At 63.0% G+C, this 19,983-nt stretch carries 19 protein-coding genes and 1 tRNA gene; 10 read left to right on the forward strand and 10 right to left on the reverse strand.

Annotated elements, in window-relative coordinates:
* Positions 1-8 precede the first annotated feature (8 nt).
* Positions 9-269: a DUF4235 domain-containing protein gene (locus WBN73_RS08240; RefSeq protein ID WP_089596421.1), complete on the forward strand. Its 261-nt coding sequence runs from the start codon at positions 9-11 to the stop codon at positions 267-269.
* Between the two features lie 99 nt (positions 270-368).
* Here the strand turns inward: WBN73_RS08240 and mnhG are convergent, their stop codons facing one another.
* The 6 genes from mnhG to WBN73_RS08270 are packed head-to-tail and all read right to left on the reverse strand — an operon-like array spanning position 369 to position 6,674.
* The gene (gene mnhG / locus WBN73_RS08245; protein WP_089596422.1) at positions 369-761 is read right to left on the reverse strand and encodes a monovalent cation/H(+) antiporter subunit G; all 393 of its coding nucleotides are present in this window, start codon (positions 759-761) and stop codon (positions 369-371) included.
* Complete coding sequence (locus tag WBN73_RS08250; protein ID WP_089596423.1) at positions 751-1,029, reverse strand: monovalent cation/H+ antiporter complex subunit F; 279 nt, start codon at positions 1,027-1,029, stop codon at positions 751-753. The genes mnhG and WBN73_RS08250 overlap by 11 nt, the downstream gene beginning before the upstream one ends.
* Positions 1,026-1,592: a Na+/H+ antiporter subunit E gene (locus WBN73_RS08255; RefSeq protein ID WP_089596424.1), complete on the reverse strand. Its 567-nt coding sequence runs from the start codon at positions 1,590-1,592 to the stop codon at positions 1,026-1,028. The genes WBN73_RS08250 and WBN73_RS08255 overlap by 4 nt, the downstream gene beginning before the upstream one ends.
* Positions 1,589-3,172 (reverse strand): Na+/H+ antiporter subunit D, encoded by a 1,584-nt coding sequence (locus tag WBN73_RS08260; protein WP_207595177.1) that lies wholly within the window; start codon positions 3,170-3,172, stop codon positions 1,589-1,591. The genes WBN73_RS08255 and WBN73_RS08260 overlap by 4 nt, the downstream gene beginning before the upstream one ends.
* Positions 3,169-3,669, reverse strand: a complete 501-nt coding sequence (locus tag WBN73_RS08265; protein ID WP_207595178.1) for a Na(+)/H(+) antiporter subunit C — start codon at positions 3,667-3,669, stop codon at positions 3,169-3,171. The genes WBN73_RS08260 and WBN73_RS08265 overlap by 4 nt, the downstream gene beginning before the upstream one ends.
* Entirely contained in the window at positions 3,666-6,674 is a 3,009-nt protein-coding gene (locus WBN73_RS08270) for a Na+/H+ antiporter subunit A (RefSeq protein ID WP_337339840.1), read from the reverse strand. The genes WBN73_RS08265 and WBN73_RS08270 overlap by 4 nt, the downstream gene beginning before the upstream one ends.
* A gap of 200 nt (positions 6,675-6,874) precedes the next feature.
* Between WBN73_RS08270 and WBN73_RS08275 the strand changes: the two genes are divergently transcribed.
* From WBN73_RS08275 to WBN73_RS08285, 3 genes are all read left to right on the forward strand, one after another.
* Positions 6,875-8,278 carry an MFS transporter gene (locus WBN73_RS08275; RefSeq protein ID WP_337339839.1) on the forward strand — a complete coding sequence of 468 codons (1,404 nt, stop codon included), beginning with the start codon at positions 6,875-6,877 and terminating at the stop codon, positions 8,276-8,278.
* A 66-nt stretch (positions 8,279-8,344) separates the two neighbouring features.
* Positions 8,345-8,827, forward strand: coding sequence for a cation:proton antiporter regulatory subunit (locus WBN73_RS08280; RefSeq protein WP_207595181.1), 483 nt, complete (start codon positions 8,345-8,347; stop codon positions 8,825-8,827).
* Between the two features lie 5 nt (positions 8,828-8,832).
* The gene (locus WBN73_RS08285; protein ID WP_207595182.1) at positions 8,833-10,032 is read left to right on the forward strand and encodes a cation:proton antiporter; all 1,200 of its coding nucleotides are present in this window, start codon (positions 8,833-8,835) and stop codon (positions 10,030-10,032) included.
* 73 nt (positions 10,033-10,105) lie between these two features.
* On the opposite strand, the gene WBN73_RS08290 is transcribed toward WBN73_RS08285, so the two are convergent.
* Positions 10,106-10,711: an endonuclease domain-containing protein gene (locus WBN73_RS08290; RefSeq protein WP_337339838.1), complete on the reverse strand. Its 606-nt coding sequence runs from the start codon at positions 10,709-10,711 to the stop codon at positions 10,106-10,108.
* A 530-nt stretch (positions 10,712-11,241) separates the two neighbouring features.
* Entirely contained in the window at positions 11,242-11,817 is a 576-nt protein-coding gene (dcd, locus tag WBN73_RS08295) for a dCTP deaminase (protein WP_011776299.1), read from the reverse strand.
* A 140-nt stretch (positions 11,818-11,957) separates the two neighbouring features.
* Between dcd and WBN73_RS08300 the strand changes: the two genes are divergently transcribed.
* Entirely contained in the window at positions 11,958-13,988 is a 2,031-nt protein-coding gene (locus WBN73_RS08300) for a CAP domain-containing protein (RefSeq protein ID WP_337339837.1), read from the forward strand.
* Positions 13,989-14,023: 35 nt separating this feature from the next.
* On the opposite strand, the gene WBN73_RS08305 is transcribed toward WBN73_RS08300, so the two are convergent.
* Positions 14,024-14,467, reverse strand: a complete 444-nt coding sequence (locus WBN73_RS08305) for a hypothetical protein (protein ID WP_089596431.1) — start codon at positions 14,465-14,467, stop codon at positions 14,024-14,026.
* 247 nt (positions 14,468-14,714) lie between these two features.
* Here WBN73_RS08305 and WBN73_RS08310 point away from each other — a divergent pair, with 247 nt between their 5' ends.
* The 5 genes from WBN73_RS08310 to WBN73_RS08330 all read left to right on the forward strand — a co-directional run bounded on the left by WBN73_RS08310 (position 14,715) and on the right by WBN73_RS08330 (position 18,343).
* Positions 14,715-16,193: a M15 family metallopeptidase gene (locus WBN73_RS08310; RefSeq protein WP_337339836.1), complete on the forward strand. Its 1,479-nt coding sequence runs from the start codon at positions 14,715-14,717 to the stop codon at positions 16,191-16,193.
* 79 nt (positions 16,194-16,272) lie between these two features.
* Positions 16,273-16,343 (forward strand) — tRNA-Gly (locus WBN73_RS08315).
* A 158-nt stretch (positions 16,344-16,501) separates the two neighbouring features.
* Positions 16,502-16,963 carry a nuclear transport factor 2 family protein gene (locus WBN73_RS08320; protein ID WP_207595185.1) on the forward strand — a complete coding sequence of 154 codons (462 nt, stop codon included), beginning with the start codon at positions 16,502-16,504 and terminating at the stop codon, positions 16,961-16,963.
* A gap of 91 nt (positions 16,964-17,054) precedes the next feature.
* Entirely contained in the window at positions 17,055-17,189 is a 135-nt protein-coding gene (locus WBN73_RS08325) for a hypothetical protein (RefSeq protein WP_011776304.1), read from the forward strand.
* Positions 17,186-18,343 carry a N(5)-(carboxyethyl)ornithine synthase gene (locus WBN73_RS08330; RefSeq protein WP_280624053.1) on the forward strand — a complete coding sequence of 386 codons (1,158 nt, stop codon included), beginning with the start codon at positions 17,186-17,188 and terminating at the stop codon, positions 18,341-18,343. Before WBN73_RS08325 ends, WBN73_RS08330 begins: the two co-directional genes overlap by 4 nt.
* A 70-nt stretch (positions 18,344-18,413) precedes the next feature.
* On the opposite strand, the gene WBN73_RS08335 is transcribed toward WBN73_RS08330, so the two are convergent.
* Positions 18,414-19,829 carry an MFS transporter gene (locus tag WBN73_RS08335; RefSeq protein ID WP_337339835.1) on the reverse strand — a complete coding sequence of 472 codons (1,416 nt, stop codon included), beginning with the start codon at positions 19,827-19,829 and terminating at the stop codon, positions 18,414-18,416.
* Positions 19,830-19,983 lie beyond the last annotated feature (154 nt).

The following is a 19,983-nucleotide window of genomic DNA, read 5'->3' on the forward strand; positions in this document are numbered from 1 at the left end:
CTGGGGGCATGAACCTCTTCTTCAAGCTGATCGGTGCCGGAGTAAGCCTCGGAGCGGGCTTCGTAGGCACCAAACTCGTCAACAAAGGGTGGGAAAAGGCAACTGGCAACAAACCACCCCTGGGCAACGACGACATGGAAACGAGCTTGCGTTCAGCACTGACTTTTGCGCTGATCTCAGCCTTCGTCAGCACCTTGATTCAGGTGTTGGCCAGCCGTGGCACACAGCGTGCCATTGCACGTTTCGCCAAGTCACACGACATCGTCTAGCCCGCAACCACAGACAGCAACGCGGGGTCGCTTTTGCCTCCACCTGATGGAATGAACCATTGGACGCAAGGCGACTCCGCGTTTGTGTGACCGGGACTTTTAGCGGTCGTTGCGGGGTTCTTGCCCCGCAGCCGCCCGTTGCACAACAGCCTCGAGTTCGTCCTTGGTGAGCATCTCGCGGTGGCCATGTTTGGTGCGGTAGGCGGAGCGACCCACCATATGGGCGGACACAGGTGCCGTCAACAACTGGAAAATCCATGCCACCAGCAGAACCGGCCAAACCCACCACGTTCGCATCTGCAGGCCAATAGCAGCAAGCATGAGGAACAGTCCCAGCACTTGGGGCTTGGTGGCTGCGTGCATGCGGCTCATGAGATCCGGGAATCGCAGCAAACCGATGGCGGCACCCAAGGACATCAAGGCTCCCACCACCAGGAAAACTGCGGTGACAGCATCGATCACGACATCCACGCCGGTGGCATCAGGACTCATTGTTCTGTTCCCTCCGTTCAGCCACGAAACGTGCAACGGTCACTGATCCGATGAATCCGATCACCGCGAGGGCTACCAGCAGCATCAGGTTGTTGAGGTGCCTGTTCATCGCCATGTCGATCGCCAGTGCAGCACCCAGGATGGCCAGCAAGACATCCGATGCCAGGACGCGGTCCAGCAGGGAAGGGCCGATCGCGATGCGGACAATCGCGCCCGCGGCAGCCAGGCTGAGGATCACCGCCGTGACCACAAGGATGATCTCCTTCATCGTGCTGCCCCTTCCATTCCCGGACGTACTTCAGCGTTGAGGGCTTCTACTTCTTCGCGCGTGCCCATGATCCGGATCAGCCGCGCTTCAATGATCTGGACTTCCTCGCGAATTTTGTCGATGTCCGCTTCTTCGTAAATATTGAGCGCGTGCAGGTAAAGCGTGGACGTCGACCGGTCCACCTCCACCACCAGCGAGCCCGGAATCAGCGAGATGACGTGCCCCGTGGCCGTCACCATCAGGTCCGAGTGGCTGCGCAAGGGAACGGCGACGACGGCGCTGCGCACCTTGGGTCCCTTGACCACGGCCAGGAACAACACCAGGAAGCTCGCTGCCACCACTTTGGCGAGGAACATCAGGGCGAAGGGAATGGCGCGCAGGATGTTGAACCTGCCGCTCAGTTCCACTGGTGGAAGGTAGAACAGCTTGGCTACCAGCACGGCTATCAGCGCACCGAACAGCAGGTTTCCGGGACTGAAGTCCCGCCACAATGCGCCCCAGACAATGACCAACCAAATGAGCAGCGGGAGTTCGGTGCGGAACGAAATGGGCTTACGGCTCATTTGGCATCACCCGTCTGTGTTTCCTCGGGCGGCCCAAGCGGTGGCACCTCGACCGAGTCGCCCAGGACCGAGTGGATATAGGCCGAACGATCCAGCATGATTCCTGCGGAACCGTCAGCCACCTGGAAGAGCGGACCGGCGAAGACCGTCAGCGCGACACCGAAAACTACCAGTCCCGCCGTCGAACCAACCATGGTCCGCGGCAAGACGCCCACGTTCCGGGGATTCAGGAGAGCTGGGTCCGGATACTCAGCGTCTTCGGGCTTGCGCCAGAAGGCCCTGTTCCACACGCGGGCGATGGCCAGCAGCGTCAGGAGGCTGGTGACAACGCCACCCACCACCAGCGTGATGGCCAAGGGTGTTCCCAAATCCACGCCGGCCTGCAGGAGGCCCAACTTTCCCAGGAAGCCAGAGAACGGCGGAATACCTGCGAGGTTCATGGCCGGGACGAAGAACAGCAAGGCCAGTAACGGGGAAAGCTTGGCCAAACCACCCAACCGGTCCATGGACGAGCTGCCGCCCCTGCGTTCTATGAGACCTGTGACCAGGAACAGGCTTGTCTGCACGGTGATGTGGTGCGCCACGTAGAAGACGGCGGCGCCCAACCCTGCCACGGAACTCATGGCCAGGCCGAACACCATGTACCCGATGTGGCTGACCAGGGTGAACGACAACAGACGCTTGATATCGCTTTGGGCCAGGGCACCTAGGATGCCCACCACCATGGTGAGTAATGCCACCACCATGAGTGGAACATTCAGGGTGTCGCCGGGGAACAAGAGCGTTTCCGTACGGACCATGGCGTAGACACCCACTTTGGTCAGCAAGCCCGCGAACACGGCCGTAACCGGAGCCGGCGCCGTCGGGTAGGAGTCAGGGAGCCAGAAGGACAGCGGGAACACGGCGGCCTTGATGCCGAAGGCCACCAACAGCATGACGTGGAGGAGGTTTTGGGTGCCTTGGTCCAGTTCCGCCAATTTGATGGCAAGGTCCGCCATGGTGATGGTTCCCGTGGCCCCGTAGATCATGGCGATGGCGATGAGGAACAACACGGATGACACCACTGACACCACCACATAGGTGACGCCCGCACGGATGCGCGGCCCCGTGCCGCCCAACGTCATGAGCACATAGCTCGCCGTCAGCAGGATCTCGAACCCTACGTAGAGGTTGAAGAGATCACCGGTGAGGAACGCGTTGGACACGCCCGCCACCAGGATCAGGTACGTGGGGTGGAAGATCGAGACGGGTGCTTCCTGGTCGCCGTCGGCCATGCCTTGACCGGTGGCGTAGATCAACACCGCAAGGCTCACCACGGTGGAGACAACCAACATGAGCGAGGAGAACTGGTCCACTACCAGGACCACGCCCCACGGCGGCAGCCATCCGCCCAAGGTGACCGACGTCGTCCCGCCGTCCCATACGGAAATCAACAGGAGGCACTCGAGGAGCAGCGTCGCACTCAGGATGCCGATGCTCACCACACGCTGCGCGGTGTGGTGCCGGATCAGCAGGAACGCAAGAGCGGCACCCAGAATCGGCAGGAGGACAGCTAGCGGCGACAGGTTTGCGAGATTCACGCGCTGCCTCCTTCCTGGTTCGGTGCCTTGCTCGGGGTCTCGGTTGCTTCGGGGTGGGTGTGGTCCGAGGTGGTGGCAGGGGTGACGGCGAACTCCGAGGTTTCCAAGGGCACAATAGCGTCGTCCTCGGCATCGAAGCTGGGCGTCTTGGCTACGCGACGGTCCTCAAGGTCATCCTGGATTTCGTCCTGCCGTGCCAGGACCCAAGTGCGGTAGATGATGCCCAGCATGAAGGCCGTCACGGCGAAGGAAATGACGATCGAGGTGAGGATCAGAGCTTGGGGCAAAGGATCGCTATAGGCGTCCGGGCTGGTTTCCTTGGTGAACAAGGGTGCCAATCCGGCGTATCCGCCGGTGGTCAGGATCAGGATGTTGGTGGCATTGGCCAGCAACATCAAGCCCAACAGCACGCGCGTCAGGCTCCGCTCCAGGAGCAAGTAGATGCCGCAGGCGTACAAAACGCCCATGACGATCAGCAGGGTCAGGTTGATGCTCATGCGGTACCTTTCCCGGATGCGGCGGATTCAGCGGCTTCGCCTGCAAGGTCGGAGGCGTCTTCCTCTGCCAGGGGCGCGCCCTGGCCCTCAAAGTGTTCATCGATTTCGGCACCGAGGCTGCGGAGAACGTCGAGTGCCAGGCCCACCACCACGATGTACACGCCGATGTCGAAGATGGTGGAGGTGACAAACTTGACGTCTCCGAAGACCGGCAGCCAGAACTCGATGATCGCGCTCTGGAACACCTGTCCGCCGAGGAAGAGCGGTACCAGGCCCGAGGCTGCCGCCGTCGCGAGTCCCGTCCCCAAGAGAGTTCCGGCGCTGACTGTCGCAGCCTCGCTCAACTCGAACCGGCCGCCCGCAAGGTACCGGATGGTCAGGGCGAGGCCCGCGGTGAGGCCACCGGCGAAACCGCCGCCCGGAAGGTTATGGCCGGCAAGGAGGAGGTAGATGGAGAAGACGATCATCGAGTGGAAAATCAGCCTGGTCACCACTTCGAAGATGATCGAGCGGCGTTCCGGAGCCAAGGTGCGGCCCGCCACCAGCCACGCGTCGCGGCTGACGTCAGTGAACTTTTTGGCCACGGCCAGCGTGGCACCGTCCCGGGAGTCACGGTCGACGCCGGTGCGGCGCCCCACGCTGCCTTCCGGCACAGCCTCCGAGGTCTTGATCCGATCGCCGCGGCTGCGGACGAAGATCAGGCTGGCCACGCCCGTGGCCGCGATGGCGAGGACTGAAATTTCGCCGAACGTGTCCCAGGCGCGAATGTCCACCAAGGTCACGTTGACGACGTTCAGCCCGCCACCGCCCTCGTAAGCCAGCCGGGGGAAGTCCAAGGAAACAGGGGTGGCCACGCGGGCGCCCATGGCGTAAATCGCTACGAAGATCATGGTGATGCCGAATGCCGCACCGATGATCACGCGGATCACCCGAAGCCTGCCACCGGTCCTGTCCCGGAGCTCTGCCGGCAGGCTGCGCATGGCGAGCACGAACGCCACCAGGACGATGGTCTCCACCAGCATCTGTGTCAGTGCCAGGTCCGGAGCGCCCTGCAAAGCGAACATGAGGGCAATGCCGTAGCCCGTCACCGACACCATGAGGACCGCAAGGAAACGCTTGTTGGCCCGGACAGCGGCCAACGCACCCACCACGATTCCCGCTCCGGCAACCATTTGCAGCGGAGAGTTGGGGTCGATGAAGTAGATGCCTTCCGGCAGCGGCTTGTTGGCCGCTATCAAGGCGGCCAGCGGTACAGCGAAGGCGACGGTGAGGATGACCGTCAAGTAGAAGTAGAGCGAACCACGCTGCGTACGGCCAGTGACCCAGACAGCGATGTCGTCCAGCGCGCCGATGGTGTGCTGGTAGGCCCGGTCGCCATTAATCCAGTCCGGAACCAGGCTTTGCGCCCGGGAAACGATGTTGCGTCCGTAGAACATCGCAGCGCCTGCCGCGAACGTTACCGCTGTCAGCCCCAGTGCAGGGGTGAGGCCGTGCCACAAAGCCAGGTGCCCGGCGTCGACCGCGTCCGGCCTATCGGCGAACAGCGCCGCATAAGGCTGGATCCAGGTGTCCACAGGGGCCGGCCACACTCCGTAGGCAATGGTGAGCAGGCTCAAGATGGCAGGCGCGGCCAGGAACGCGGGCTTAATGGGTTTGAACGGCGTAGGGTCAACGCCCGGTTTGCTGGCGAACGCGCCCCACATGAACCGGGCGCTGTAGGCGAACGTCAGGATGGACCCGATCACCAGGCCCACCAGAATCCAGACGCCCCAGGCAGGTGCGTCATTGCCCGTGCCGTAGTGAACGAATGCTTCGAAGACTGATTCCTTGGCAACGAAGCCAGCCAAAGGAGGCACTCCGGCCATGGACGCTGCGGCGATCGCTGCCACTACTCCAAGGGCGCGGGATGAGCGGAAGACGCCGGAAAGCTTGCGGATATCGCGCGTTCCTGACTGGTGGTCAATGATGCCAACCACCAGGAACAGCGCGGCCTTGAACAAGCCGTGGGCAAGGAGCAGCCCGAGTCCGGCCAGCGCCGCATCCGGGCGTCCGAGCCCCACCACCATGGTGAGGAAGCCGAGTTGGCTGACGGTGCCATAGGCCAGGATGAGCTTGATATCAGTCTGCCGGAGGGCCCGGTACCCACCCACAAGCATGGTGGCCAACCCGAGCCCCAGGACAACCGGCAGCCAGAATTCCGACTCGGAAAAGCCCGGCGCCAGGCGCGCCACGATGTAGATGCCGGCCTTCACCATCGCCGCTGCGTGCAGGTACGCACTGACGGGAGTGGGGGCTGCCATGGCGCCCGGCAGCCAGAAGTGGAACGGAACCAGCGCCGATTTTGTCACCGCACCGGCCAGGATAAGTACGACGGCGGCCGTCACCGCACCCTGCATGGGCCCGGTCATGAGGGCTGGGGCTTGGTCCAAAATAGCCGAGATGCGGTAGGTTCCCGCTGCCTGGCCCATGATGATGAGGCCAACGAGCATAGCGAGGCCACCAGCGGTGGTGACCATCAGTGCCTGCAGTGCGGAGCGGCGTGCTGCCAAACGGGTACGCGCGTAGCCGATCAGCAGGTAGGACAGGATGGTGGTGAGCTCCCAGAAGATGAACAGCATGAGGAGGTCATCGGAGGTCACCAAGCCGAACATGGCTCCGGCGAAGGCCAGCAATTGGGCGCCGAAGCCGCCGAGGTCCGCGTCCTTGTTCTTGAAGTACCGGGCGCAATAGACCAGTACCAGGGAACCGACTCCGAGGATCAGGAGGGACATGATCCACGCCAACGGATCCATGCGGAAGGCCAGCTCCAATTTCAAGCTGGGTATCCACGGAAGGATTTCTTCTATGCCGCCACCGGAATATACAGGGCCGTACTGGAAGACCAGCCAAATGAAGGCCGCCGCCGGTACCGCTGCCAGGACGTAGAATGCGTTCCTGCCGAGTTTGCTGAAGATCAATGGCGCCACAGTTGCCGCTGCAAAGGTGATGGCGAGAACTGTGATCACTGTTTTCTCCGCAAAGTCAGGAACGAATTGTCAAAGTTGGAGCAGGCGGTAATACGTTGGGTTCGGTTGAGCCAGTTTATCAAGGGGGACGGACCGTTTTTCGCCAAAGAAGCGGGCTGCAGGTTACGTTTCAATCCCTGTTCTCCACATAGCGGTCTGTCATCCGCCCGCCGTTCTCCCCTCCGCTATAGCATCGAGCTATGAACGCGGCCGCAGTTCCCGAAGCCTCCCAACCGACCTCCGAGCTCGCCTCAGGACCTGTCGCCTCCAAGAAGGGCCAGATCCTTGCGTGGGCATCCTGGGACTGGGGCTCGGCTGCATTCAATGCGGTCATGACCACGTTCGTTTTCACGGTGTACCTCACGTCCAATGCTTTCGGCGGAGAAGACGCTGCCTCGGCTGCGCTGGGTGCTGCCCTGGCCATCGCGGGCCTGGCCATTGCCCTGCTCGCTCCGGTCACCGGGCAGCGTTCGGACGCCGGCGGCCGGCGCAAGCTGTGGCTCGGGGTCAACACAGCCGCCACCGCCGTGCTCACTGCGCTCTGCTTCTTTGTCTTTCCCCAGCCCGAGTTCCTGTTGCTGGGCGTTTGCCTCATCGCACTGGGCAACGTTTTCTTTGAGTTCGCCGGCGTCAACTACAACGCCATGCTGGCCCAGATCTCCACACCCAAGAACATCGGCAAGGTCAGCGGCTTTGGCTGGGCCATGGGATACCTTGGCGGAATCGTAGCCCTTCTGCTGGTTCTGCAACTGTTCGTCCAGCCGTCCTTCGACTGGTTTGGTGCCTCAACACAGGACTCCCTCAACATCAGGCTCGTGGCGGTCTTCTCTGCGCTGTGGTTCTTCATCTTTGCCCTGCCAGTGATGTTCGCCGTCCCTGAAGTTCCGGCGAGGAAGGCCACCGCTTCTTTGGGGTTCCTGGCCTCCTACAAGTTACTGATCCGCCGTATCGGCGCCATCTACCGAACCAGCCCCCACACCATCTACTTCCTGCTTTCCAGCGCAATCTTCCGCGATGGCCTCGCTGCTGTGTTTACCTTCGGCGGTGTCATTGCTGCAGGGACGTTCGGTTTCGAACTCAAGGAAGTCATCTTCTTCGCCATCTTCGGCAACGTGGTCGCTGCCGTCGGGGCCATCATCGGCGGCTTCCTGGATGACAGGATCGGACCCAAAACCGTGATCGTCCTGTCTTTGGTCGGCCTCATCATCGCCGGCACCTTCATCCTGGTGCTGGGCAACGGCGACTACGTCTTGCTCGGTAACGAATGGCCAGGGAGCAACACCTTCTGGGTCTTCGGCCTGCTGCTTTGCCTGTTCGTAGGCCCTGCGCAATCGTCCTCGCGGGCCTACCTGGCCAGGCTTGCACCGGAAGGCGAGGCCGGCGAACTCTTCGGCTTGTACGCCACCACCGGGCGGGCGGTCAGCTTTCTGGCCCCCACCCTCTTCACCCTGTGCATCGCCATCGCCTCTCCCTTGGTTGCCGAGGGCGAAGCCCAACGTTGGGGCATCCTCGGAATCATGGTGGTCCTGCTGGCCGGCCTCCTGGTGATCCTGCCAGTCAAGCCGCCGGCGAAAGTGGAAATAGCTGTGGTCCCTGAGCGTTAACTACTAAGGACCGGCTGAAGTGCGAGGGCCGTACCGGACCGGTTCAGGACAGTTTAGGGTGGAGCTATGAACGTGGATGAGACCGAACTCCCGGGCCTTGGGGTCCGCAAGGATTTCGTCACGGCTTCGGGCCGCCGCATCGGTGTAGTAGAGCTGCGGGAAGGCGAAACAGAGCTTTTCGTCTCGACGTGGGACGATCCTGACACGTGCCAGGCGTCCATTCCCTTGACTGCCGACGAAGCGTCAACGTTGGGGAACCTCTTGGGCGGCCAGCACATTGCCATGCGCTTGGCAGAAGAGCATCGCGAGATACCCGGCATTGTCACCCGCCAGTTCTCCATCACTCCTGATTCGCCCTTCGTCAACCAGCCCATGGGCAAGGCGCAGATCCGCACCCGCAGTGGTGTCTCCATCGTCGCAATCATGCGCGAAGGCGAGGTTGTCGCCTCGCCCGCACCCGACGTCGTACTTCACACCGGCGATTTGCTCGTAGCGGTCGGCACCCAGGAAGGGCTTGACTCGGCAGCCGACATCCTTCGCAACGGCTGAGCGGGATGGACCCGCTCGCATTAGCCCTCGTTGAACTGGGGGCCGTCGTCTTCTGCCTCGGCCTCTTGGCTCGACTAGCGGGCCGAATCGGCATGTCCCCCATCCCTCTCTACCTCGTGGGTGGACTGGCCTTCGGCGCCGGCGGGTTCGTCAAGCTGGACGGCATGCACGAGTTCGCCCATCTTTCCGGCGAAATTGGCGTCATTCTCCTGCTGCTGATGCTCGGATTGGAATATACGGCCTCCGAGCTGGTTACGGGGCTCCGGCGATCATGGCAAGCCGGTGTCATGGATTTTGTCTTCAACTTCCTGCCGGGGGCGGGATTGGCCGTCCTTCTCGGCTGGGGATTGGTAGGCGCCATCGTCATGGGTGGCGTTACCTATATCTCCTCGTCAGGCATCGCGGCCAAGGTCATCACCGACCTGGGCCGGATTGGTAACCGCGAAACACCCGTGGTTCTCTCCATCCTCGTTTTCGAAGACCTGGCCATGGCCATCTACCTACCCATCCTCACCGCCATCCTTGCCGGGGTTGGTTTCCTGGGCGGACTGCAGACCGTAGGCATTGCCCTTGCCGTTGTCACCGTGGTGTTGGTCATCGCACTCAGGCACGGCCACCGCGTCTCTCAGGCAGTTCATAGCGAGAACTCCGAGGTGTTCCTGCTGAACGTTCTGGGGCTGGCTCTTCTGGTAGCCGGCATCGCTTCTGCACTTCAGGTCTCCGCTGCCGTTGGCGCGTTTATGTTGGGCATCGCCATCTCCGGCGCAACGGCCCACAATGCCACTCGAATCCTTGAGCCACTGCGGGACCTTTTCGCGGCAATTTTCTTCGTGGCGTTCGGACTCAACACCGATCCCACGTCGATTCCGCCTGTCCTCGGCTGGGCGCTTGTTCTGGCCGTCGTCACGGCAGCAACCAAAATGCTCACGGGTTTCTGGGCCGCCAAACGCGCCGGAATTGCTGTGCCCGGCCGCTTCCGTGCAGGGGCCGCCTTGATCGCCCGCGGCGAGTTCTCCATCGTCATCGCGGGTTTGGCCGTCGCTTCGGGGGCAGTTCCCGACGAACTCGCCGCACTCGCCACGGCCTACGTCCTCATCATGGCCATCCTGGGTCCGCTGGCCGCCCGCTTCGTGGAACCAGTGGTCAAGGCCCTCCGGCGAACCCCTGGCGCCCCGCCCCGGACCCCGGAGCGCGCCCCAGCCTAGCAACGCCCCCCACCCCTCTCCTGCGCCGAGGGGCGACGTCTCGCCCGAAAAGGCCCACCCAAAGGGTCGAGACCTAACCCCTCGATGGCCATCCACCCCGTACCAGCGCCTCGCGGATGCGGCGGACAACGCCGTCGTAGCCGCGTTCCCTTACATGCTCGGCGGTAACAACGACAGATATCCAGCCGTTTGCTGCGAGCGCCGCCTCGCGTCGGATGTCGGACTCCTTCTGAACGGCGCTTAGGTGATGGCCGCCGTCGTAATTGATCGCCACTTTGAAGTCGGGGTAGGCGAGATCCGGCCACGCCACTTCGCGGCCCGAAGGATCACGCACCACGTAGCTCAGGACAGGTTCCGGCAGGAAGTCGCGACCCATGGCCAGTCGCAGCCTCGTCTCGGGGACAGAGTCGGCGCCCACGCGGGTCAACTCCAGCGCTGCACGCGCCTTCCGAATGCCACGCATGCCGGCATGTCGATCGACTTGTGCTTTGAGATCCTCAGCAGAGCAGAGGGGAATCCTGTTATGACCGAAGCTTCGGGTTTGACTGCAGATGAAGTAGTCGGCGGCAGCGACCAAGTCCTCGAAGGCCAGCACCGCAGCTAGGTCCAGCCACGTGCGGGCGGGGCCGGTCACGGGAATCCCGCCCACAGAACTGATGTCCGACACAGAGAGCACCATTCGATGTCCCTTGACTCCCCGGCGTTGAGGCCGAAAGGCGCCGTCGGACCTCGTCAGATGAACCAGGAAATCCTGCTGGGCGTCCCACGGCAAAGGGCATCCCCACAGCATCGCAGCTGTCTCCCGACAACAGATGGCTCCCTCAGTTATGCCGGTAAGGAGGCGGGCAGTGTGCGCAGGGTCCTGTTGCTCGCCCCAAGGAACCCGGACTCCCCTGCTGGCAACGCGAAGATCGTTATTCCAGGCACGATGATCCGGGATGCCAGCCGCCCGCTGCTCGGCGAGCGTAAATGAACGGCCCCGGATCTCGATCGGGAGGGGCGTGGAAATCCTCATCAGCCATTGTTGGCATGGTTGAAGATGCGCTGAGAGGTTACCCACAGTGTGGAGGACTAGTGGAGCTGAGAAGGCCTCATCGAGGGGCGACGTCTCGACCGAAAAAGCCACCCAAAGAGGCGAGAGCTAACCCCTCGACGCAAGGGAAAGAGGCGAGAGCTCTCCCCTCGGCGCGGACAGACGGGCAGCCGAAGCTAGATGGACGTCCGGTGGAAGTTCTGGTGGCTGCGGCTGGCGGTGGGTCCGCGCTGGCCCTGGTAACGGTTTCCGTATTCACCGGAACCGTAGGGGTGCTCGGCCGAGGACGTCAGCCGGAAGAAGCACAGCTGGCCGATCTTCATCCCGGGCCAGAGCTTGATGGGCAGGGTGGCAACATTGGAGAGTTCCAACGTCACGTGCCCCGAGAATCCGGGGTCGATGAAGCCGGCGGTGGAGTGCGTCAGCAATCCGAGCCGGCCCAAGGACGATTTGCCTTCAAGGCGGGCAGCAATGTCGTCGGCGAGGCTGACTGTTTCGTACGTGGAGCCCAGGACGAACTCGCCCGGGTGCAGGATGAAGGGCTCGTCGCCTTCCACCTCCACCAACCGGGTCAGCTCGGGCTGTTCCTCGGCGGGGTCGATGTGGGCATATTTGTGGTTGTCGAACAACCGGAAGAACCGGTCAATCCGGACGTCCACGGAAGACGGCTGCACCATCGCGGGGTCGTACGGCTCAAGAACAATCCGTTGGGAGTCTATTTCGGCACGTATGTCGCGGTCAGAGATCAGCACAGCATCAAAAATACCCCATGCGTCCAAGTCCCCATGCATTGTCGGGGCGGCCCCGTGGGACTATAGTTCCCGGACATGTAGAACCGCGCCCGTACCTGGGGGCAACGAGTATTCGCGGGGTAATTGTGAAAAAACTGGCAGTGCCGGCTTCCATTGTGCTGGCCGGGGCGCTGGCCCTTTGCGTCGCCGCCTCCAGCCAGATCCTGCCGGCCACGGACGCGGGTCCCAGCGGCAGCACCACCCCCTCCTCCAGCGTCGAGTCCGGTCTGACGGCACCTGAGTCAAGCACGACGCCGGACGCCGCACCTTCCGCGGATACCCCCGCGGTTGGCGACGTCGTGGACCCCACGACAGTGCCCACCCCGGACACTGAAACAGAAAGCCCGATGCCGGGTAGACCCATCGCGGTAGATCCAGTGATCGAGACACCGCCTCCGGTACCGAACATCGGGCCTTCCTGGGGTCCGGATGGCCCGTCCACGGAAGGCACGACCCCGGAAAACCCGGAAAACCCGGGCGCCACGGAACCCACCGTCCCCGATCCCGTGGAGCTGGCGCCCCCGCAGTCCTCATCGTCGGCGGCTCCGTCCCCATCAGCACCTGCCATGGGCCCGCTCCCCTCAGGTACGCCCTCGCAGCCAGCCAGCCCGACGCCGTCGGCATCGCCTATAGCCACCCCGACGCCTTCGGTGACCCCAACCCAGACGGCCGTCCCCACGGCGTCGCCGTCCCCATCGGCCACCGCGGCCCCGACAGCGTCCGCATCACCCACGGTCACGCCGACACCAGTACCACTCCAGACGGCCCCCGCCGCACCCACGGCGCCAACCCCGTCCCCCACACCAACAACCCCCTTCCCAGGCAAAGCCCCCAGCGGTGAGACAGATCCGGACAACGGCGCCCTTGCCCTCCTCCCGGACAGCAACACCGCCGCAATCCTGACGGTGTTCAACGCGATCAACAGCTACCGCGCATCCCTGGGCCTGGCCCCTGTGAAGTACCACGCGACAGTAGCGAGCCTTGCCCAGGATTGGTCGAACAACATCGCGACCCGGGAAGTGATCCAACACCGCGCCAATTTCTGGACCGATCCGCGTGCGCTGAATCCGAACAACGGCGCAGGTGAGGTCATTGCTGTCCGCTGGGACCGTGACGCCGCGCAGTTGGTGGAGTGGTGGAAGGGGTCCCCAGGGCATGATGCGCTGCTGCGTGATCCCCGGTTCAACGTCATGGGCATCGGTATCACCTACACGGACGGCAACTGGCAGACCACGCCCAACCGCTACACGCTGTGGGGTGTGGTGAATTTCTTTGGTTACACCTCGCTGCCGGCCGGAACCACAAATGCACCCGGCGGAACCGTCACCCCTCCCACGGATCCCATCGGAGCATGCCAGCCGGGCGACAAATACCAGCCGCCCACGGTCAATCTCAGCTCCGCCTCCATCAGGAGTGCCGCAGATCTCGTCTCCATTGCAGCGGACGGAACGGTGTATTCATACGCTTCCTTGGGGAACGCGAAGTACGGCGCAGCCCGCAAGATTGGCATCGGTTTCACGGGGCTCAAGGAACTGTTCGTCAGCGATTGGGACCGCGACGGGGTCTTCGACCTCATTTCACAGCGCACCGACGGGGCACTCCTGGTGTATCCGGGGAGGCCGTCGGGCGGCTTCGGTTCGCCGGGAGTGCTCGGCCACGGCTGGCAGTCCTTGAACATTGCTGTGGGAAACTGGTGCGCCAACAACCGGCTGCCCCAGATTGTCGCGATGGACGCATCCGGCGGGCTGTGGCTCTACAAAAACGCAGGGATGACGTACATCCGGTCGCAGGCCGCGATCGGCACGGGAAACAAGGCCGTCCGGCTCAGCATGGTGGATTACAACGCGGATGGTTTCCAGGATCTGCTCACCGTTGAGCCCAATGGTTCCTTGCGCCTGTACCGGGGCAGCGGTCTGGCTACGCCCAAGCAGGAAGCCCGGCCCATTGTGGGCGCAGCATGGACGGATTACTCCGGACTGCGTTCCTTGCGGGGCGTCACGGGAGCCAACACCACCGGCGTTGCGGGCCTGGGCACCAACGGAGTCCTGGAGTACTGGGACCTCACCTCAGGAAGGCTGACGACGCCCATAGCGGTGGGTGGCGGCTGGACCGGCTACAAGCTCGCCCAATAGCCGGCCAGACAAAAGAGCAGAAAAATCAGTCGCGCTCACACCACCGAGCGTGACTCCATCACGGTCTTCAGCTGCTCCAACTGGGCAACTTCGCTTTCCATTGTTTTCTGGATCATGCCGTTCATCAGTTTCTGCAGTCCCTTGGGGTGGTATTCAAGGGCGAACCTGAGCCGGGTGGTTTGGCCTTCGGTGCTGAGGTAGTAGCCGCCGGTAGGACGTGCGGGTCCCGCAACGACGGCGAAGCGCACTTCCGCTCCTGGCCGGGCTTCGGTGATCTGGAAATCGGCAGCGATGGGGCGGCCGCCCGGACCATTGATGGTCTGCTGGTAGAGCGCGCCTTTGTGGCCGCGGAGACCTGATCGCAGTGAGATGCTGCGGATCCCGGACCGCCACAGGGAGTTGTTCATCCCGTCCATGAGGAATCCGTACACGGTCATGGCGTCCCGGCTGATCACCACTTCGTAGTCTGCAAATGCCACGGAAACCTCTTTCGGCGTACGGTTCGATATGTCTTAGCCCGGTTCCCCATACGCTGCAGCTAACACCTTCAGAATAGTCAGCACGCACGGCACTGGGGCATATAAGCGGCGAGCCTTGACCGAATGGTTATCTGGCCCTTCACAAAGTTACGACTGACAGAGCATGGCACCTCGGGGTAGAGTTCCCGAGGCTGGCTAAAACCGATTTGGGGGCGTTATGCGGGTTCTGGGACATCAAGCTTTTGCAGTGAAGGCACGACGACGGGTGGCTGCGTGCGCGGTTTTCCTCGCCGTGGCAGTGGCTGGCGGAGTTATCACGGCGGTTCCTGCCACGGCGGCAGGACCGACGGTAATTTCTGCAGCAAAAACAGCAGCAACCACAAAGGTCCCCGCCACAGCGAACCCGTTGCCGGGCGTTGACCCCATCGGTGACCCTGCCAACATTTCGGTCCTGGTCAACAAATCGCGGCCGCTGAATCCGGCGAGCTACGCGCCGTCGGACCTTGTCAACGCACGTGGCTCGGGCCAGTACATGCGTGCGGAAGCTGCGGCGTGGCTCAACGGTTTGTTCCAGGGGGCGGCAGACGCAGGCACGGGCGGCTTGTCGATCGTGAGCGGCTACCGGTCCTACGCGCAGCAGCAGCAGGTCTACGCGTATTACGTCAGCATCTACGGCCAGGCCTACGCGGACACTATTTCGGCCCGCCCCGGATACAGCGAGCACCAGACAGGGCTCGCCATGGACATCGGCAACGCAGCCGGCAGCTGTGGCCTGAGCACCTGCTTCGGCGATACCGCGGCCGGCAAGTGGGTAGCTGCGAATGCCCATAAATACGGTTTCATAGTCCGCTACCCCAACGGTTACACGGGCACCACGGGCTACAGCTACGAACCGTGGCACTTGCGCTACGTGGGCGTAGCCTTGGCCACCGACATGAACCGGCGCGGGTTCCCGACACTGGAGCACTACTTTGCGGGCAACACCGCCGCCGCAGCAAGCATCAAGTCCGGCGCCGACCTGGTGGCTGCCGACTCGTCGGGCCGTCTTTTGCGCTACCCCGCGACGGCGGCCGGCGGCTACGCGGGTGCAGTCCAGATCGGTTCGGGCTGGACCGGCTTGAAGCAGGCTTTCGTGGTGGACTGGGACACCGACGGTGTCTACGACATCCTGGCGCAGTGGAACAACGGCGTCCTGGGGGTCTATCGAGGTCTTCCGGGCGGCGGATTCGCCAACCAGGTTGTGGTGGGCAACGGCGGCTGGGAGCGTATGACCATCACCGTGGGTAAGTGGACGCACAAGCATGGCCGGCCCGGCGTCGTCGGATACTTCCCGGACGGTGTGCTGCGCTACTACCCCAACACCTTTGGGGGTGCGCTGAGCGCACCGCAAATCATTGGCAAGGGCTGGAACGGCATGGAACTGACCATCGTCGACTGGGAAGGCGACGGCGCCAACGACATCCTGGCCAGGACAGGTTCCGGTGCCCTGATTAACTACCGCGGTGACGGGTGGGCAGGCTTCTACGGACCGGCCACCACCGTGGGCACCGGCTGGCAGTACATGCGCGTCTTGGCCCCCAGCTTTGGGCTGACTGGCGCGGGCACCCGCGGCATCACTGCACAGACCGCCGACGGCAACCTGTACAACTACGGCCTGGGCCGGGGACAGTGGACAACGTACCGTCAGGTGGGTTCCGGATGGAACGGCCTGAAACTGTTCAAGTAGGCGGCCGACGCGCCTGTCATGAGCAGCCCCACAACTGCGCTAAGCTAGGACTCGCTCGGGGCGAAAATTCCCGGGCAGCGCGGGCGTAGCTCAATGGTAGAGCGCTAGCTTCCCAAGCTCGATACGCGGGTTCGATTCCCGTCGCCCGCTCAAGGAAAACCCCGGATCCCACGATCCGGGGTTTCTTTGCGTCCAAGGACCCAAATGCACGACGGCGATACTCACCAAACAGGGCCGCGCACCCGTCGACCGGAGGGTCTCACGAGCCTAAACTCATAGGTACATCCACCTATCCGGGAGGTCCTCCAATGACTCTCACCGACGCTGGTGAGGCGGGCCCGCTCGCCGTCATCAACCGCCTGCTGGAAGCCACGAACAAGCACGACCTGGAAGGCCTGGCGGCCTGCTTTGCGCCGGGCTACGTCAACGAAACGCCGGCGCATCCCACCAGGGGCTTCACTGGGCGGGACACCATCCGCAGCAATTGGGAGCAACTTTTCACGGGTGTTCCGGACATCAAGGCGCATCTCCTCTCGCACAGCGTCAACGGCAGCTCCATCTGGACCGAGCTGCACCTGAAGGGTGCGTGGCGCGATGGTACGCCGCACGAAATGACGGGCGTCATCATCTTCGGCGTGGACGAGGGCATCATCAGCAGCGCGCGTTTCTATTTGGAGCCGGTGGAAAAGACGGCAGCACTGGACGATACCGCCGATCGTGTGACCCACCGCGTCACCCATGGCCGTCCCGCGGCCGAGCCGGCGCAGTGACCCAAGGGCAGTGACCGCGGCCACTGCTTTTCCGTGCGAGGTGTATCGTCAGGAGTCAGGAGCCATTTCGGTTCCGCTCTAGGGAGCAATCATGGGCGACAAATCACCGCGCCAAACCGCATCAAAGAAATCCAGTAAATCCATCAAGGAAAAACGTGCGGATAAGAGGGCTTCCGAGTCCTCCGCCACCGAGGCCGCAAAGCCCTCTACCGGCAACAAGAAGTGACCGCGCCAACCGCCCAGCTGAGCATAGGCGTCCTCGCTTCCTCGCTGAAGCCCAATGAGCGCCGCCTCCCCATCCATCCCCAGCATCTGGAGCGCATCGATCCGGACGTGCGCCAACAGCTCAGGTTTGAATTCGGCTACGGCGAGCGGTTCGGCGTCTCTGACAGCACGCTGGAATCGCTGGTGGGTGGGCTCGGTACACGGCAGGAATTGATCGCCGGCAGCGACGTCATCCTCCTGCCCAAGCCGCAGGCCCAGGACTTGGCCGAACTCCGCGACGGCCAAACGCTGTGGGGCTGGCCGCACTGTGTCCAGGACCGGGCCATCACGCAACTGGCCATCGACAAGAAGCTCACGCTCATCGCGTTTGAGGCCATGAATCACTGGGCAGGCGACGGTGGCTTCGGCCTGCATGTTTTCCACAAGAACAACGAGCTCGCCGGGTACTGCTCTGTGCTTCATGCCTTGGCACTCACGGGTTCCACGGGCGACTACGGCCGCCGGCTGAGCGCCGTCGTCATTGGCTTCGGGGCCACTGCGCGTGGTGCCGTCACTGCACTGAATGCCCACGGCGTCCACGACGTCCAGGTCCTGACCAACCGTGGCGTCGCCGCCGTCGGGTCACCCATTCACTCGGTGCGGATTGTGCAGTTCGATCATGACAGCAACGCACCTTTCCTCAGCGAAGTCATCACGGACAAGGGGCGCAAGCCCTTGGCGCCGTTCCTGGCCGCCGCGGACATCGTGGTCAATTGCACTCTTCAGGACCCCAACGCCCCGCTGACGTACCTTCGCACGGAAGATTTGACGGAATTCCGGGCTGACAGCCTGATTGTGGACGTTTCCTGCGACGAAGGAATGGGGTTCAGCTGGGCACGCACCACCACCTTCGACGAACCCATGTTCCGTGTGGGCGGGCACGTCAACTACTACGCCGTGGACCACAGTCCGTCGTATCTCTGGAACTCAGCCAGCTGGGAAATCAGCGAAGCCTTGCTTCCTTTCCTGGACACTGTTGCGGCCGGCCCGGCCGGATGGGATGCCAACGAGACCATCTCGCGGGCCATCGAAATCCGCGACGGCGTCATCCGCAACCCGGATGTCCTGGAATTCCAAGGACGCTCAGCGGAGTACCCGCACCTGCCAACGGCATAACGACGCCCACCAGGAAGCGCCCGCGGTCCTGCCGCGGGCGCTTCACCTGTTAATCCGTCGGGGACTGCGGCTATGCCGGTTGGGTCTCCTGCACGATCCGCAGCACCCGGCGCCGGTCACGCAGGTCCACCTTCAGGTGCAGCGAAGACTTCCGGGCAAGGACGACGGCGACCACCGCAGCGGCGATGGCCGGCACGCCACCCGAAATCAGGACAGCAAGGTGCGGACCAAAGTGCTCGGCCAGCCAGCCCATCATGGGGCCGCCAATGGCCTGTCCGCCGATCAGCACCACCAGGTAGAGGCTCATGACACGGCCGCGGATGCTCATGTTGGAGCTGGTCTGCACCATTTGGTTGGCCGCAGTGAGGAACATGAGGCACCAGAATCCGGCAAGGACCATGGTGACGCTGAACCACACCATGGACGGCATCAGCGATGAGACACAGAGCATGAGCCCGTACAAACCAGCCGACGCCACCACCGATCGCAACCGCAGCTGTCGACGCCGGGTGGACGCCACCGCTCCCATCAGTGCACCGAGCGCAACCATGGCGTTCAGCAGGCCGTAGCCTCCGGCACCGGCGTCGTACACGTGGTCCGCAAAGGCGGCCAGCAGCACAGGCAAGCTCATGGCGAAAACGGCCACGAATCCGGCCATCATCCACGGCCAGTAAATGGTGGGCTTGCTGAGCGCATAGTTAAGGCCTTCACGCAGCATCCCCTTTTTGCGGGGCGTCGGCTGGCTGAGGTGCAGCTGGTCCTTGCGAAGGATCAGCAGCATGGCCACAGTGGAACAGCAGGCCACAGCGTTGGCAGCGAAGGCCCAGCCTGCGCCGACAGCGGTGAGCAGCACACCCGCCAAGGCAGGCCCGATCAAGCCGCCCAGCTGGAAGGTGGTGGAGTTGACGCTGATGGCATTCTTGAGGTACTTGGGGCCGACGAGTTCATTGACGAACACCTGCCGGGCCGGCTGGTCCAGGACCGTCACGAAGCCCAGGGCCAAGGCAATGACGTACACGTGCCAGACTTCAACGCGCTGGCTCAGGGACAGTACCGCCAACACTGCAGCCAGCACGGCCGCCGCCGATTGGCAGATGATGAGGATCTTGCGCTTGGCAAAGCGGTCGGCGATCATGCCGCCCCATGGTCCCAGGAACAGTGACGGCATGAACTGCAACGCCACCGTAATGCCGACTGCGGTGACGGAACCGGACAGCTGCAGCACCATCCAGTCCTGGGCGATGCGCTGCATCCAGATGGCGATGACGGCAATGAAGTGGCCGATCGCGAAAATCCTGAAGTTGGGGACCTTCAGGGAGATGAAAGTATGACGCCAGGGCAGCTTTTCACTCACGACGGCGAGTGGCTGGGTGACGGTGTCCGGCTGGTTGGTGTCCGGCTGGTCTGTATCCGGCAGCGGGCGAGCGGACAAGGAATCGATGACGGGCTGGCTGACGTTTGCCGCTGAAGGCGGTGGGGGTGCCAAAAGTAGTCCTCGGATCGAGAGTTTCGGTGGGATGCGTTTAACGCTATGGTTGCCAGCAGCAATTATGGAAGCGTATTGCGCCTATAACTAGCATTGCGGAATGCAATGAGCTGCTTGCAGCACAAGGGGAAACGGCGCAGTACTCCGGCCCGGC

The organism is Paenarthrobacter sp. CCNWLY172 (assembly GCF_037402035.1).
Taxonomy (GTDB): Bacteria; Actinomycetota; Actinomycetes; order Actinomycetales; family Micrococcaceae; genus Arthrobacter.